This window comes from Stenotrophomonas sp. NA06056, assembly GCF_013364355.1.
In the GTDB taxonomy this organism is placed as follows: domain Bacteria; phylum Pseudomonadota; class Gammaproteobacteria; order Xanthomonadales; family Xanthomonadaceae; genus Stenotrophomonas.
The window spans coordinates 660,770-676,032 of record NZ_CP054931.1 but is presented as its reverse complement, the minus strand read 5'-3'; the positions used below and the strand labels follow the sequence as shown (position 1 = coordinate 676,032).

Here is a 15,263-nt window from a genome sequence, read left to right as displayed (position 1 = left end):
CTTCGTACTCCTGCCAGGCAAACGCATGACTTCCGCACCCCGCACCCTGTACGACAAACTGTGGGACGCCCACGTGGTGGTTCCAGAAACCGACAGCGCGCCCGCCGTGCTGTATATCGACCTGCACCTGATCCATGAGGTGACCTCGCCGCAGGCCTTTACCGAACTGCGCGAGCGCGGCCTGAAGCCGCGCCGCCCGGATCGGACCAAGGCAACGATGGACCATTCCACCCCGACTCTGCCGGCCGGTGCCGACGGCAAGCTGCCCTATGCCAGCGCCGCCTCCGAAGCGCAGGTGGCCACCCTGGCGCGCAACTGCGCCGAGTACGGCATCGAGCTGTTCGACATGGCCTCGGACAACCGCGGCATCGTCCATGTGATCGCACCGGAACAGGGCTTCACCCAGCCGGGCATGACCATCGTCTGCGGTGACAGCCACACCTCCACCCACGGTGCGTTCGGCTCGCTGGCCTTCGGCATCGGCACCAGTGAAGTGGGCCACGTGCTGGCCACGCAGTGCCTGCTGCAGCGCAGGGCCAAGACCTTCGCGATCACCGTCGACGGCCCGCTGGCCCCGGGCGTGGGCGCCAAGGACGTGGTGCTGCACATCATCGGCGTGATCGGCGTCAACGGTGGCACCGGCCACGTGATCGAGTTCCGCGGCAGCACCATCGAAGCGATGGACATGGAACAGCGCATGACCCTGTGCAACATGTCCATCGAAGCCGGCGCACGCGCCGGCATGGTCGCTCCCGACCAGGTCACCTTCGACTTCGTGGCCAACACCCCGCGCGGCCCCAAGGGCGCCGACTTCGACGCCGCCGTGGCGCGCTGGCAGCAACTGCGCAGCGATGTCGGCGCGCGCTTCGACAGCGAAGTGCACATCGACGCCGCCGACATCCGCCCCACCCTGACCTGGGGCACCCACCCGGGTACCGCCATCGCCGTGGACGCGCCGATTCCGGCCGCCAATGATGCCGCCGCGCAGAAGGGCCTGGACTACATGCACTTCCAGGCGGGCAAGGCACTGGCCGGCACGCCGGTGGACGTGGTCTTCGTCGGCTCCTGCACCAATGGTCGTCTGAGCGACATGCGTGAAGTGGCACAGGTGCTGCGCGGCCGCCGCATCGCCGAGCACGTGCGTATGCTGGTGGTGCCCGGCTCGGAAATCGTCAAGCGCCAGGCCGAGGCCGAGGGCATCCACGAGATCGTACGCGCTGCCGGTGCCGAATGGCGCGAGCCGGGCTGCTCCATGTGCATCGCCATGAACGGCGACCTGGTCGCCCCCGGCCAGCTGGCGGTGAGCACCAGCAACCGCAATTTCGAAGGCCGTCAGGGCCCCGGTTCGCGCACCCTGCTGGCCTCGCCGATGAGTGCCGCCTGGGCCGCCGTGCAGGGCCATGTGGCCGATGCCCGTGAACTGTTCGCACAGGAGGTGGCCTGATGAGCGGCTTCCGCACCCTGCGTTCGGCCAGCGTAGTGCTGCGCCAGACCAATATCGATACCGACCAGATCATTCCGGCGCGGTTCCTGTCCACCACCGAACGCGCTGGCCTGGGCCGCAATGCGTTCAATGACTGGCGCTGGCAGGCCGACGGTTCGCCGGTGGCCGACTTCGCCTTCAACCAGCCGCACAATGCCGGCCGCAGCATCCTGCTGGCCGGTCGCAACTTCGGCTGCGGCTCCTCGCGAGAGCATGCGCCGTGGGCGCTGACCGACCTGGGCCTGCGCGCCATCGTCAGCAGCGAGATCGCCGACATCTTCCGCGGCAATTCGTTGAAGAACGGCCTGCTACCGATCGTGCTGGACGAGGCCGACGTGCAGGCACTGATGGAGCGCCCGGACGATGAACTGACCATCGACGTGGCCGCCCGCGAGCTGCGCACGCCCGACGGCCGCGTGTATTCCTTCCCGCTGGATGGTTTCTCGCAGACCTGCCTGCTGGAAGGTGTGGATCAATTGGGTTATCTGTTGGGCCGTGTCCCTGAAATCGAACGTTACGAGAGTGAGCATGCACGCTGAGATTGTTGTCCTGCCCGGTGATGGCATCGGCCCGGAAGTCGCCGCCGCCGCGGTTGCCGTATTGAAGGCCGTCGCCGAACGCTTCAACCACACCTTCACCTTCAGCGAGCACGATATCGGTGGCATCGCCATCGACCGCCACGGCGAGCCGCTGCCGGCGTCGACCCTGGCCGCTTGCCAGGCCGCCAACGCGGTGCTGCTGGGCGCCGTGGGTGGCCCGAAGTGGTCCGACCCGAACGCCAAGGTGCGCCCGGAACAGGGCCTGCTGGCGATCCGCAAGGCGCTGGGCCTGTACGCCAACCTGCGCCCGGTGCGCACCCACGAAGCCGCACTGCATGCCTCGCCGATCAAGGCCGAGCTGCTGCAGGGCGTGGACTTCGTGGTGGTGCGCGAACTGACCGGTGGCATCTACTTCGGCGACAAGACCCGCGACGCCGACAGCGCCAGTGACCTGTGCCGCTACACCGTGGCCGAGATCGAACGCGTGCTGCGCAGTGCTTTCCGCCTGGCGCAGCAGCGCCGTGGCAAGGTCACGTCGGTGGACAAGGCCAACGTGCTGGAAACCTCGCGCCTGTGGCGTGATGTGGCCGCACGCATCGGCCGCGAGGAGTTCCCGGACGTTGCACTGGAGCACCAGCTGGTCGATTCGATGGCCATGCACCTGCTGGCCAAGCCGCGCGAGTACGACGTGATCGTGACCGAGAACATGTTCGGCGACATCCTCACCGACGAAGCCTCGATGCTGGCCGGTTCTCTGGGCCTGCTGCCATCGGCATCGCTGGGCGAGCCGGGTGCGGTGGGCATCTACGAACCGATCCACGGTTCGGCACCGGACATCGCTGGCAAGGGCATCGCCAATCCGTACGCGACCATCTTCAGCGCCGCGATGCTGCTGCGCCATTCACTGGGGCTGGAAGCAGAAGCCGCCGCCGTCGAAGCGGCGGTGCATGCGGTGCTGGATGACGGTGTGTTTACCGCCGATCTGGCCGCCAAGGGAGCGGCCGTGAGCACCACGCAGGCGACCGACGCGGTGCTGGCCAAGCTGGCATGAGCCACGCGGGTGCCGGAGCATATCCGGCACCCTTCGCCTGTCCGTCGGTGACGCCGAGCCCTACCCGGCCTGCTGCGGGTTGCCTTGCAGGAGATCAACTCAACGCGAAGGACCGCGCTCGTAGTCGCTGGCGCAACCGGCAACAACGCGGCCTTCGTCGGTGCGCATCACGATGTGTTGCGGGATCCAACTACCACCGCTGAAAGCAACCGGTGGCAACAAGCGCTGCCAGGTATCCTTGCCCACCGCGTGCGAGGTATCCATGCCCGCCCGGGCAAGCACTGGCGCCACCGCGGCGTCACCGAGATCCGCGCCAAAGAAGCCACCGAACGCCAGCGCAATCGTGTGCGTGGAAACGCCGTACGCCTGGATGGGCACCTGCAATCCGACCAGCAGCAGGTGCAGCTCTGCATCACCGACGGTGTAGTTCACCTCGTTGACCGAACGGACATCCTGCGGCCATTCGAACTGCGGCTGTTCGGAAAGCCGCTGCCAGAACGCCTGCAACCGGCGCATGCCGCCTTCGTCGGCGCGACAGTGAATGGCATCCTGAAGGTCCTGGACGTCAACAGCCGGCACCTGACGTACGGCTGCCCTGCTATCTTTCGTGGAAGGTTTGCAGCCCAGTCGATAACTGTCGCCCGCACTGCGCACGATGATCGATGTGGCGGGCGTCGACCAGAGCTCGAATGGTTCGTGCAGCGTGCTCGACTGCAGCTGCAGCCCGTATGCAGCGACGATGCGCTCACGCTGCGCAGGGCCCAGCGCAACCGAGAACCCGAACCTGTCGGCGAACAGCCGCGGCGCTTCAACACCGTGGACAGTCATCGACTGCGGCGGCGTGATGACGGTCACCCGGTGATCGTCATCCTCATCCTCCTGTTCGAATCGCCAGTCGCGCAGGTATCTCGGCCGTTCGGAAGCGTCGGCATAGCGTGCCTCGCGCAGGCGGCTGACGACGGCCTGCTGGACGTCCGCACTCGCGCTGCACTCAAGTACATCCCGCAGATCGTGCTGGAACCGCAGGGCATCGGCCTGTGCCGGTTGCGCATCGGCAGCGCCGCTGCAGGCAACCAGCAGCAGCGCCGAAGCGCAGGTCGTACGGAAGGACATGGCAGGCGCTCCGGCCCTGGAACTGGCCGCTATTGTGCCCGTGAACGCCCTGATGCTGTCCACTTGGCGACCAACAGTAGATCCATGCCATGCGTGGATGAAGCCAAGAGCATCCACGCATGGCGTGGATCTACGGCATGAACTCAAGCCTCGCGTGTCTCTACTTGGTGGTGTAGCCACCATTGACCAGGATGGTCTGCCCGGTCATCCACCAGCCATCGGTCACCAGGAAGCGGATCCACGGCACGATGTCGGCGATGTCGGTCAGGCCGGTACGGGTGAACGCCGACAGCGCCGCAGCGGTCTTGTGGTACGCCTGCGCATCGGCACTCTCGGCCGGATAGAAGAACGGCGTATCCATCGGCCCGGGACCGATCGCGGTTACCGAAATCCCACGCTCGCCAAACTCCTTCGATGCTGCGCGGGTGAAGTGCTCCACCGGCGCCTTTGTACCTGCATAGCTGGAATAGAACGGCGTGAACGCGCCCAGTAGCGAAGTGACCAACGTGCAGATGCGGCCGCCGTCGTTGACATGACGCCCGGCCTCCTTGAGGAAGAAGAACGCCGTCTTTGCATTGACCGCGCTCATCTGGTCGTACTCCGCTTCGCTGATTTCCAGCATCGGCTTCTTCAGTACTTTGCCGACGGTGTTGATGGCGATGTCAGGGCGACCGACGGCGGCGACCGCATCGGCGAACAGGCGTTCCATCGCAGCCGCCGAGGTCAGATCGGCCTGCAACGCCACGGCCTTGGCACCTGCAGCCTGCACGGCTGCGACGGTCGCCTCTGCATCGTCCTGGGTAGCGGCGCTGTTGTAGTGGATGACGATGGCCTTGGCGCCCTGTTCGGCGAAGTCGCGGGCGATCAGCCCGCCGAGATTCTTGGCGCCACCGGCGATCAGCACGGTCTTGCCCTGGATACGGTGGTCGGTCATGGGATCGGTCTCGGGGAGGGGCTGCCGGGCTGGCATCCCTGTGCAGACGACGATATCGTGCAGAAATCGCGGATAAAGCCCGCAACATTGACTTAACTTTCCAGAGTCGGCGAACAATGGACCGGATCGAGCGTTTCCGCATCTTTGCCCGGGTGGTGGAGTGCACCAGCTTCACCCGCGCCGCCGACCAGCTCGGCCTGCCCCGCTCCACCGTCTCGGCGGCCGTGGCGGAACTGGAGCAGCGTCTGGGCACGCGCCTGTTGCAGCGCTCCACCCGCAGGGTCTCCGCTACCCACGATGGCGACACCTTCTACGCGCGCTGCCTGCGTCTGATCGCCGAAGTGGAAGATGCCGAATCACTGTTCCGGCAGGACGACGCGCAGCCGAGGGGCCTGTTGAAGGTCGATGTACCCAGCCGCATCGGCCGCCGCATCATCGCCCCATCCCTGCCCGACTTCTTTGCACGGCACCCACAGGTCGAGCTGGATCTGGGCATGACCGACCGCGCGGTGAATCTGATCGAGGACGGCTGCGATGCGGTGCTGCGGGTGGGCCAGCTGGGTGACTCCAGCCTGGTGGCCCGCACGCTGGGCGAGCTGGATTTCGTCAACGTTGCAGCGCCTGCGTACCTGCACGAGCACGGCGTACCGCAGCATCCTGTCGATCTGCAGCAACATCGTGCGGTGAACTACGCGTCGCCAACCACCGCGCGGGTGGAGCCGTGGGAATGGCAGGACGGCGCACAACTGCGCACGCTGCCGATGACGGGCTGGGTGCGGGTGAACAGCGCCGAGGCATCGATTGCCTGCTGCGTCGCGGGGCTGGGACTGCTGCAGATTCCACGCTACGACGTGCAGGCCGAACTGCATTCCGGTGCGCTGGTGGAAGTGATGCCGCAGTACGTGGCACAGCCGTTGCCGGTGACCCTGTTGCTGCCGCATCGTCAGCACCGCGCGCAACGTGTGCAGGTATTCCTGGATTGGCTGGAGCCGCTGCTGCGCAGCGGCTTACAGCTTCAGTAGATCCACGCCATGCGTGGATGGACGGAGCCCGTAGGTCCGCAGCCACCCATGGGGTGGCTCTACCACTAGATCCACGCCATGCGTGGATGACGGAGCCCGCAAGTCCGCAGCCACCCATGGGGTGGCTCTACCCGTAGATCCACGCCATGCGTGGATGACGAAGCCCGTAGGTCCGCAGCCACCCATGGGGTGGCTCTACCACTCGATCCACGCCATGCGTGGATGACAAAGCCCGGAAGTCCGCAGCCACCCATGGGGTGGCTCTACCAGTAGATCCACGCCATGCGTGGATGGACGGAGCCCGGAAGTCCGCAGCCACCCATGGGGTGGCTCTACCAGTAGATCCACGCCATGCGTGGATGCATGCATCCATGCCAACCAAGATTGGCACCTACCAAGGGCGGCGGCCCAGGAACCCGGGGCATTACGCCCCGGATTCGTCCGGCTTCACCCGGAACCACGCCGCATACAGCGCCGGCAGGAACACCAGCGTCAGCACCGTGCCCACGATCAATCCACCCATGATCGAGATCGCCATCGAGCCGTAGAACGCGCTGCGCGACAGCGGAATCATCGCCAGCACTGCCGCCAGCGCGGTCAGCACGATCGGGCGGAAACGCCGCACCGTCGCGTCGATGATCGAATGCCAGCGGTCATGCCCGGCATCGATGTCCTGCTGGATCTGGTCGATCAGGATCACCGAGTTGCGCATGATCATGCCCGCCAGCGCAATCGTGCCCAACAGCGCCACGAAGCCGAACGGCGCGCGGAACAGCAGCAGGAACAACGTCGCACCGATGATGCCCAGCGGCGCGGTGACCAGCACCATCGCCGCACGCGAGAAGCTGCGCAGCTGCAGCATCAGCAACGTGGCCACCACGATCAGGAACAGCGGCATGCCGGCCTTGATCGAATTCTGGCCGCGTGCCGAATCCTCCACCGAGCCGCCGGTTTCCAGCAGATAGCCACTGGGCAGCTCGGCACGGATGCCATCCAGCGTCGGCACGATCTGCTGCACCACGTCCAGCGGCTGCATGCCATCGCTGATGTCGGCGCGCACAGTCACCGTCGGCAGGCGGTTGCGGTGCCAGATGATGCCGTCCTCGAAGGCGTATTCCAGGCGCGCGACCTGCGACAGCGTCACCGCGGTGCCAGTGCTGGTCGGAATCGCCAGGCTGCCAAGCAGGTCCAGCTGCGCGCGCTCGTTGTCCGGGCCACGCAGCAGCATTTCGATCTGGCGGTTACCTTCACGATAGGTGCTCACGCTCATGCCCGACAACGAGCTGCTGAGGAACTGGCTGACCTGCGCACTGCTGACACCCAGCGCGCGGGCACGATCCTGGTCGATCACCAGCCGCACCACCTTGCTCGGCTCGCTCCAGTCCAGATTCACGTTCATCACGTGCGGGTTTTCGCGCACCTTGGCCTCGACCTGGCGCGCGATCGCCTGCACCTGTGCGATGTGCTCGCCGGACACGCGCATCTGCACCGGATAGCCGACCGGCGGCCCGTTTTCCAGGCGCGTCACGCGCATCTGCACATCCGGGAACTGCCTGATCACCTCTTTCAGCATCCAGTCGCGGGTCGATTCGCGGGCCTTGGCGTCTTCGGTAAGCACCACGAACTGGGCGAAGTTGGTCGCCGGCAGCTGCTGGTCCAGCGGCAGGTAGAAGCGCGGCGAACCGGTGCCGACGTAGGCCACGTAGTTGCTGATGCCCTCGCGGCCCTTCAACAGCTTCTCCAGCTTGTCGGCCTGTGCCTGGGTCGCGGCCAGCGACGCACCTTCGGCCAGTTCGATGTCCACCATCAGTTCCGGGCGGGTCGAGTCGGGGAAGAACTGCTGTGGCACGAAGCGGAACAGCATCAGCGAACCGATGAACAGCGCGATGGTCGCGCCGATCACCCACCAGCGATGGCGCAGGCAGGTATCCAGGAACGCCCGGAAACGGGTATAGAACGGCCGCTGGTACGGATCATGGTCGTGCGCATGTTCCTTCGGTGCGATCCAGCGCGCGAGCGCCGGATGGCGGTCGGCCCACTGCAGGCGCTTGGCGCGCCAGCGACCGGCCAGGCTGTCCGGCTTGGGCAGCTGCGGATTGAACAGGTCCGGCAGCATCTTGTCGCCCAGGTACGGGATGAACAGCACAGCGGCAATCCATGACACCACCAGCGCAATGGTCACCACCTGGAACAGCGAGCGGGTGTACTCACCGGTGCTCGATGCAGCGGTGGCAATGGGCAGGAAGCCCGCTGCGGTGATCAGGGTACCGGTCAACATCGGGAATGCCGTGGATTCCCAGGCGAAACTGGCCGCGCGCAGGCGGTCATAGCCCTGCTCCATCTTGGTGGCCATCATCTCCACCGCGATGATCGCATCGTCCACCAGCAGGCCCAGTGCCAGCACCAGCGCACCCAACGAAATCTTGTGCAGGCCGATGTCGAAGTAGTGCATGACGAAGAAGGTCATCGCCAGCACCAGTGGAATGGTCACGCCCACCACCAGGCCGGTGCGCAGGCCCAGCGAGAAGAAGCTGACCAGCAGCACGATCACCACCGCTTCGGTCAGCACCTGCACGAACTCGCCCACCGACTCTTCCACCGCATGCGGCTGGTCAGAGACCTTGCGCAGCTGCATGCCGGCCGGCAGGGTCTTCTGCAGGCGTTCGAACTCGGCATCCAGGGTGGCACCCAGCTTGAGGATGTCACCGCCGTCCTTCATCGCCACCGCCAGGCCGATCGCGTCCTCGCCCATGAAACGCATCTTCGGCGAAGAGGGATCGGCAAAGCCGCGCTTGACCTCGGCAATGTCACCCAGGTGCAGCGTGCGTTCGCCGGCCTGGATCGGGAATCTGCGGATGTCCTCGATCGAATCGAACTGACCCGTCACGCGCAGCTGCACGCGGTCGGTCGGGGTCTCGAAGAAACTCGTGGCGGACACTGCGTTCTGATCCGCCAAGGCCTGCTGCACCTGCTGCAGCGACACACCCAGGGTGGCCAGTTTGGTGTTGGACAGCTCGATCCACACCTTCTCGTCCTGCAGGCCGACCAGGTCGATCTTGCCGACGTCGGGCACGCGCTGCAGCTCCAGCTGGATGCGGTCGGCATAGTCGCGCATCACCGCGTAGTCGAAGCCTTCGCCGGTCAACGCATAGATGTTGCCGAACGTGTCGCCGAACTCATCGTTGTAGAACGGGCCGACGATTTCCCTCGGCAGCGTCGCGCGGATATCGCCCACGCGCTTGCGCACCTGGTACCACAGGTCCGGGATCTGCTTGGAGCGCAGGCTGTCGCGGGCCATGAAGATCACCTGCGATTCGCCCGGGCGCGAGTACGAGCGGATGAACTCGTACTCGCCGGTGTTCATCAACGCTTTTTCGATCGGCTCGGTCACCTGCCGCGAAACCTGCTCGGCGGTGGCGCCCGGCCACATCGTGCGCACCACCATCGCCTTGAAGGTGAACGGCGGATCTTCGGACTGGCCCAGGTGCTTGTACGACCAGGCACCGATGACGGCGAACGCCAGCATCGCGAACAACACCAGCGGGCGATTGCCCAGCGCCCATTCGGAGAGATTGAAGCGGCGCACGGGTCAGTGCCCCTTGCCTGCGGCCGGCGCCGGCTTGGCGGCCGACGGCGCCAGCACCGGGCGGTTCTGGCGATCGACCGGCGTCACCACCTGCCCTTCGCGCAGCAGGTGGCCGCCGGCAGCGACCACCCAGTCCGTCGCGCCCACGCCGGACACCACCGGCACGGCCTGCGCGCCATAGGCACCCACCTGGACCGGGGTTGCCTTCAACGCACCACTGGACGGATTGACCACCCACACGCTGGCTTTGCCATCACTGCCACGCAGCACGGCGGCCAGCGGCAGCTGCAGTGCGCCACTGCGCCCGGCGCTGGCGAACACCCGCGCACTCTGGCCCAGTTCCACTTCGCTCAAGGCTTCCGGCGCCAGACTGACCCGCGTGGCATACGTGCGGGCCTGCGCATCGGCGGCCGGGGCGATCTCGCGCAGGGTGCCGGGCAGCAGCTGGCCCGGGCGGTTCCACAGTTCCACCTGTACCGACTGGCCGACCTTGTAGTCGCGGATGCTGCTTTCCGGCAGCGCGATCAGCACCTCACGGCCACCGTCGGCGGCCAGGGTGAACACCGTCTGCCCTGCGCTCACGACCTGCCCGGCTTCGGCCTGGCGGCTGGCGATCACGCCATCGGCGGGCGCGCGCAGCTGCGCGTACTCGGCCTGGTTGCGGGCCACGGCAAGGTTGGCCCGGGCGGCATTGGCCTGGCCCTGCGCGGCCTTGAACGCCGCCGTCTGCTGGTCCAGCGCCGAGCGGCTGACCAGCTGGTCTTCGGCCAGCTTGGCGTAGCGCTTCTGGTCATCACGGGCACGCACCAGGTCTGCTTCCGCCGCCGCCAGCTGCGCCTGCGACGCAGCCGCCTGCGAGGCGTAGTCGGCCGCGTCCAGCTCGGCCAGCAGCTGGCCCTTCTTCACCCGCTCGCCAGCGTCGACGTGACGCTTGACCAGGTTGCCGCCCACCCGGAACGACAGCGGGCTTTCCTGGCGGGCACGCACCTCGCCGGGGTAGGCGGCCGCAGCCTGTCCATCCTGCGTGGTGGGATGCACCACCAGCACCGGGATGGCCGCCACCGGTTCGGCGGCCTGCTTGCCGCACGCTGCCAACACCACAACCAGCACGCCTACGCCCAACCAACGCATGTTTTTCATGAGGTACAGGACCTGAAAAGAAATCCGGGGGGAACGCGCCGGCAACATACTGTTGCAACGCGGACATTAGTGAACCAGCCGGTATAGTATAAATATCGAACCGCTTGGTCTAGTATTAGCGGAATGAGTTCTCCCACTTCCCGAAAGCCGTCGGCCAAGCCCGCTGCCAAGGCTGCCGGTCCCGGGCGCCCCAAGGACCTGGGCAAGCGCGCGGCGATACTCGAGGCAGCCAAGACACTGTTCATCGAACAGGGCTACAGCGGTGTGAGCATGGACAGCATCGCTGCCCAGGCTGGCGTCTCGAAACTGACCGTATACAGCCATTTCGGCGACAAAGAGACCCTGTTCTCCGAAGCTGTGCAGTCCAAGTGCACCGAAATGCTGCCCGACGCACTGTTCGTGGCCGACGTGGAAGGCCCCCTGCGCGACCAGCTGCTGGGCATCGGCATGGCGTTCTTCGAGATGATCACCTCCGACGCGGCCCTGTCGATCCAGCGGGTGATGATGGCCCCGGAGACCGACGAGCGCCTGCGCGAACTGTTCTGGCAGGCAGGCCCGCAACGCACCTGCGAGGCGCTGGCCGACTTCATGCGCCTGCGTGCCGAGCGCGGCGAACTGGACATCCCCGACTGCTACATCGCCGGCCAGCAGTTCCTGACCCTGGTGAAGGGCGAAGTGCACATGCATATGATGTGCGGCATGCCACTGTCACCCGTCGAGACCACTGTCACCCGTCGAGACCGATGCTGCGATCCATGTGGCCGCCAGCGTGGATTTCTTCCTGCGTGCCTACGGCCCGCGGGAGGCAGGAACCGCCGGATAACCAAAACTGAACGAACCGGAGGTCGCGATGACTTCCGGCACTGCGACCCCGGCCACCCGGCAGCTGATGCTCTGGGCGCGCCGCCGGCCTCCGGCACCGGTAAAATGGCCGGCCCACTGCGCTGGATTTGAACCTCATGACGATTGATTACGCCCACGCCCGCGAACTGATGGTGGAACAGCAGATCCGTCCCTGGGACGTGCTGGACATCAAGGTGCTCGACGTCCTGGCCCGCCTGCCGCGCGAGGCCTTCGTCGCCGACGCGCACCGGGCGCTGGCCTATGCCGATGTCGAACTGCCGATCGGCAACGGCCAGAAGATGATGAAGCCGGTCATCGAGGGCCGTACCCTGCAGGCACTGGATCTGCAGCCGGGTGACGAAGTGCTGGAAATCGGCACCGGCAGCGGCTTCCTCTCGGCCTGCATCGGCGCGCTGGCGCGCGACGTGCTGAGCCTGGAAATCGATCCGGAACTGGCCGCCGCCGCGCGCGCCCGTCTGGATGCCACTGGCCTGGGCACCAACGTGCGCGTGGAAGTGGCCGATGGCCTGGCCTGGCAGACCGAACGCCGCTTCGACGTGATCTGTGTCACTGGCGCCGTTGACGTGGTGCCGTCACAGTTCGCTTCGTGGTTGCGTCCGGGTGGTCGTCTGTATGTCATCCACGGTCGTTCGCCGGCCATGGAAGCGCTGCTGGTGAAGGCCGATGGCAGCACCGAATCGCTGTTCGAGACCGATATCGATTACCTGCGTGGTGCCGCCCCGGCCCCCCAGTTCCACCTCTGAGTCCAAGGAAGCCGCAATGATCCGCCGATCCCTCGCTGTTGCGCTGGCCACTGCCCTGCTGCCGTTGTCCGCCCATGCCGCCGACCTGCTGCAGGTCTATGAAATGGCGCGCAATGGCGACCCGCAGCTGTCCGCCGCCGAATCCACCCGGCTGTACGACAAGGAAGGCGCCGTGCAGGCGCGTGCTGCCCTGCTGCCGCAGATCGACGGCACGGCCACGCTGAACCGCTCGCGCAGCGAAGCCAATGCCGATGCCAACTCCGGCTCGGTCACCAGCAAGCGCCGCAACTACACGATCAATGGCAGCCAGACGCTGTTCAACTGGACGCAGATCAACAACCTGCGTTCGCAGCGCGAGCTGAGCAAGGCGGCGGATTTCACCCTCGACTCGGCCAACGACAACCTGATCGTGCGCACCTCGGCGGCCTACTTCAACGTGCTGGTGGCGATCGAATCGCTGAACGCCGCAAAGACCAACGAAGCGGCCGCGAAGAAGCAGTTCGACTTCGCCGACAAGCGCCTGGAAGTGGGCCTGGCGCCGATCACCGACGTGCATGAAGCACGCGCCCAGTACGACCAGGCGCGCGCCAACGCGATCGTTGCGCAGAACACCCTGGCCGACAACTACCAGGCCCTGACCGAACTGACTGGCCAGCCGGTGATGAACCTGAAGGGCCTGCCAGCCGATTTCCGTCCGGAAGTGCCGGCCAACCGCGGCAACCTGGACGAGCTGGTGCAGCAGGCGACCACGCAGAATCCGGCGCTGAAGGCGCAGGAACTGAAGGTCGGTGCCGCCGAAGCCGGCGTGCAGGCAGCCCGTGGCGGCCACTACCCGACCCTGTCGCTGGGCGGCAGCTGGGGCAAGAGCGCAACCTGGGGTGACAGCACCGGCGCGGGTTCGCTCTCACCCGATGCACGCACCAACAGCATCGGCCTGACCCTGAGCGTGCCGATCTTCTCAGGCGGCGCCACCCAGTCCGGCGTGCGCCAGGCCCTGGCCCAGCGTGATATCGCCCAGGATGGTTTCGAGCAGCAGAAGCGCGCGCTGGACCGCAATACCCGCAATGCCTACCAGACCCTGGTGCAGGGCATCAGCGAAGTGGAAGCCCGCCGCCTGGCGGTGGTGTCCGCGCAGAGCGCCTACGATGCCTCCCAGGTCGGCCTGGAAGTGGGTACACGCACGGTACTGGACGTGATCCAGAACCAGCGCATCCTGTTCTCCGCGCAGTTGGACTACGCACAGGCCCGCTACAACTTCCTGCAGAACCGCCTGCTGCTGAGCCAGGCCGTGGGTGGCCTGGATGTCGCCGAGCTGCAGGACATCAATCGCCTGCTGACCCTGGACGCGGGCAATCCGTCCACGACGACGAACTGAGTCGACGTACCGGCCTGATCAGAAAGCCACCCGCGAGGGTGGCTTTTTTTATGGATTGCCGATGACGGGCCGCGCGTGGCGCTAGCGCGAACGCCCCGCCCGTCGATGCAGAAACATGCCTGCCAACACGACCATCAGTACCACCAGCAGCGGCACGAACAGCCGGGACGTGACAGCCGGCAACAGGCACAGGGCAGTCGCCACAGGTGGGAGCAGCATCGGGACGAGCCGCCACTCCTCGCCCGCAGCCCGCGCCTGCCATTGGCTGCGGGCAACGCCCAGGCACACAGCGGCAAGGACCAGCAGGCCCGCAGGTCCCGGCAACTGCGGAAGCCAACCGTCCGGCAAAGAAAACGCCAAGGCCGCCGCCAGCACGGTCAACGCAATCGTCACCAGCAATCGCGCATGGGCGCCCGCATCACCCGACGCGGGCGGCCACACCTCCAGTCCCATCCGCGCGGCCAGCAGCAGCAACACCATCTGCAGCGCCGCCAGCCCCGCGCCACCGGCCAACGGCAACAGCGGCAACAACCATTGCAGCTGCGGCACACCCTGCAATGCCACCGACAGCGGCCGCGTGCTGGCCAGTGCCGCAAATTCGATCAGGCCGGACTGCAGCGCAGCCACTACCATCAGGCACAACATCGCCATCAGCACCGCTGCGCCTGCGGCGTGGGAAACCTGCGGACGGGGGCGCGGCAGTCTCCCGGCAAACCCAGCCAGCAGGCCGGCACCGAGCAGGACACCGAGTACTGCCACGCCAGCGGCAAGCACGCCGCCCAATCCGAAGCGGTAGGGGGCGGTCGCTGATGGCAGCCAGGGAATCCAATAGGCGTAGTGCACATGGCGTGCCGCCAGCAACACCAGCAGCAGGCCCACGCCCAGCTTCACAGTCAGCAGAGCACTGGCCAACAGCAACGCGTACGGTGTCCGCAGCACTGCTGTGGCAGCTCCCAGCAGCAACACCATGATCGAGGCCGCCAGCGGCAATGGCATCCACTGCGCGGGAGCGACATCGACGGCCTCAGCGGCCGCGTACAGATGGTTCGCCATCGATTGCGCCAGGCCTGCGGTGGTCGCCGTCAGTTCCAGCAGCAGCGCGATCACCAGTACATCCGCAAGCGGCTTGCCCCAGGCGGCACGGAGCAGCCCATGCAGCCCGGAAGGATCCGGCACGCTCCGCATCGCCATACGCAGGCAATACAGCATCGGCAGCGTGCCCAGCGCCGCCAGCAACAGGCTGAGGACAATGGCCGGCCCGGCCTGCGCCGCCGTGTGCTGGCCGACCAGCGCGACAACGCTGCCGCCCATCAGCAGGGTCAGCGCCGCCACCAGCAGATGGTCGGTGCCCAGCCCTCCGGTCTTCGCGCCGCCCTGCAGCGCGCCTCCGTTGTCGCCAATCATTCAAAGCTC

General features: G+C 66.3%; 11 protein-coding genes and 1 pseudogene. 7 read left to right on the top strand and 5 right to left on the bottom strand.

Annotated features, from left to right (window positions below; translation table 11 throughout):
- Positions 1-25 precede the first annotated feature (25 nt).
- Genes leuC through leuB form a run of 3 tightly spaced genes read left to right on the top strand, consistent with a single transcriptional unit; the run spans position 26 to position 3,073 of the window.
- A complete protein-coding gene (gene leuC, locus HUT07_RS02985) occupies positions 26-1,444 on the top strand; it encodes a 3-isopropylmalate dehydratase large subunit (protein ID WP_176019670.1) in 1,419 nt (472 codons plus the stop codon).
- Positions 1,444-2,022, top strand: coding sequence for a 3-isopropylmalate dehydratase small subunit (gene leuD / locus HUT07_RS02980; RefSeq protein ID WP_176019669.1), 579 nt, complete (start codon positions 1,444-1,446; stop codon positions 2,020-2,022). The genes leuC and leuD overlap by 1 nt, the downstream gene beginning before the upstream one ends.
- A complete protein-coding gene (gene leuB / locus HUT07_RS02975; RefSeq protein ID WP_176019668.1) occupies positions 2,012-3,073 on the top strand; it encodes a 3-isopropylmalate dehydrogenase in 1,062 nt (353 codons plus the stop codon). The genes leuD and leuB overlap by 11 nt, the downstream gene beginning before the upstream one ends.
- Positions 3,074-3,172: 99 nt before the next feature.
- Here leuB and HUT07_RS02970 read toward each other — a convergent pair whose 3' ends face one another.
- Positions 3,173-4,303: a hypothetical protein gene (locus HUT07_RS02970; protein WP_176019667.1), complete on the bottom strand. Its 1,131-nt coding sequence runs from the start codon at positions 4,301-4,303 to the stop codon at positions 3,173-3,175.
- 43 nt (positions 4,304-4,346) lie between these two features.
- Positions 4,347-5,120, bottom strand: coding sequence for an SDR family oxidoreductase (locus tag HUT07_RS02965; protein WP_176019666.1), 774 nt, complete (start codon positions 5,118-5,120; stop codon positions 4,347-4,349).
- Positions 5,121-5,236: 116 nt separating this feature from the next.
- Here HUT07_RS02965 and HUT07_RS02960 point away from each other — a divergent pair, with 116 nt between their 5' ends.
- On the top strand, positions 5,237-6,142 hold the full coding sequence (locus tag HUT07_RS02960; protein ID WP_176019665.1) for a LysR family transcriptional regulator: 906 nt from the start codon (positions 5,237-5,239) through the stop codon (positions 6,140-6,142).
- 424 nt (positions 6,143-6,566) lie between these two features.
- Here HUT07_RS02960 and HUT07_RS02955 read toward each other — a convergent pair whose 3' ends face one another.
- Both HUT07_RS02955 and HUT07_RS02950 read right to left on the bottom strand, forming a co-directional pair.
- The gene (locus tag HUT07_RS02955; RefSeq protein WP_176019664.1) at positions 6,567-9,728 is read right to left on the bottom strand and encodes an efflux RND transporter permease subunit; all 3,162 of its coding nucleotides are present in this window, start codon (positions 9,726-9,728) and stop codon (positions 6,567-6,569) included.
- 3 nt (positions 9,729-9,731) lie between these two features.
- Positions 9,732-10,868, bottom strand: a complete 1,137-nt coding sequence (locus HUT07_RS02950; RefSeq protein ID WP_176019663.1) for an efflux RND transporter periplasmic adaptor subunit — start codon at positions 10,866-10,868, stop codon at positions 9,732-9,734.
- Positions 10,869-10,991: 123 nt separating this feature from the next.
- Here HUT07_RS02950 and HUT07_RS02945 point away from each other — a divergent pair.
- The 3 genes and pseudogenes from HUT07_RS02945 to HUT07_RS02935 all read left to right on the top strand — a co-directional run bounded on the left by HUT07_RS02945 (position 10,992) and on the right by HUT07_RS02935 (position 13,850).
- Positions 10,992-11,691, top strand: a pseudogene (locus tag HUT07_RS02945) (TetR/AcrR family transcriptional regulator).
- Positions 11,692-11,827: 136 nt separating this feature from the next.
- Positions 11,828-12,475, top strand: a complete 648-nt coding sequence (locus HUT07_RS02940; protein ID WP_176019662.1) for a protein-L-isoaspartate O-methyltransferase — start codon at positions 11,828-11,830, stop codon at positions 12,473-12,475.
- 16 nt (positions 12,476-12,491) lie between these two features.
- Positions 12,492-13,850 (top strand): TolC family outer membrane protein, encoded by a 1,359-nt coding sequence (locus HUT07_RS02935; RefSeq protein WP_176019661.1) that lies wholly within the window; start codon positions 12,492-12,494, stop codon positions 13,848-13,850.
- Between the two features lie 81 nt (positions 13,851-13,931).
- Here the strand turns inward: HUT07_RS02935 and HUT07_RS02930 are convergent, their stop codons facing one another.
- The gene (locus tag HUT07_RS02930; protein ID WP_254898799.1) at positions 13,932-15,254 is read right to left on the bottom strand and encodes an amino acid transporter; all 1,323 of its coding nucleotides are present in this window, start codon (positions 15,252-15,254) and stop codon (positions 13,932-13,934) included.
- Positions 15,255-15,263: the final 9 nt, after the last annotated feature.

What these genes read in the sequence shown, in the direction of transcription:
- leuC (WP_176019670.1), top strand. Translation starts at nt 26, where the DNA reads ATGACTTCCGCACCCCGCACCCTGTACGACAAACTGTGGGACGCCCAC.
- leuD (WP_176019669.1), top strand. Translation starts at nt 1,444, where the DNA reads ATGAGCGGCTTCCGCACCCTGCGTTCGGCCAGCGTAGTGCTGCGCCAG.
- leuB (WP_176019668.1), top strand. Translation starts at nt 2,012, where the DNA reads ATGCACGCTGAGATTGTTGTCCTGCCCGGTGATGGCATCGGCCCGGAA.
- HUT07_RS02965 (WP_176019666.1), bottom strand. Translation starts at nt 5,120, where the DNA reads ATGACCGACCACCGTATCCAGGGCAAGACCGTGCTGATCGCCGGTGGC.
- HUT07_RS02960 (WP_176019665.1), top strand. Translation starts at nt 5,237, where the DNA reads ATGGACCGGATCGAGCGTTTCCGCATCTTTGCCCGGGTGGTGGAGTGC.
- HUT07_RS02950 (WP_176019663.1), bottom strand. Translation starts at nt 10,868, where the DNA reads ATGAAAAACATGCGTTGGTTGGGCGTAGGCGTGCTGGTTGTGGTGTTG.
- HUT07_RS02940 (WP_176019662.1), top strand. Translation starts at nt 11,828, where the DNA reads ATGACGATTGATTACGCCCACGCCCGCGAACTGATGGTGGAACAGCAG.
- HUT07_RS02935 (WP_176019661.1), top strand. Translation starts at nt 12,492, where the DNA reads ATGATCCGCCGATCCCTCGCTGTTGCGCTGGCCACTGCCCTGCTGCCG.
- HUT07_RS02930 (WP_254898799.1), bottom strand. Translation starts at nt 15,254, where the DNA reads ATGATTGGCGACAACGGAGGCGCGCTGCAGGGCGGCGCGAAGACCGGA.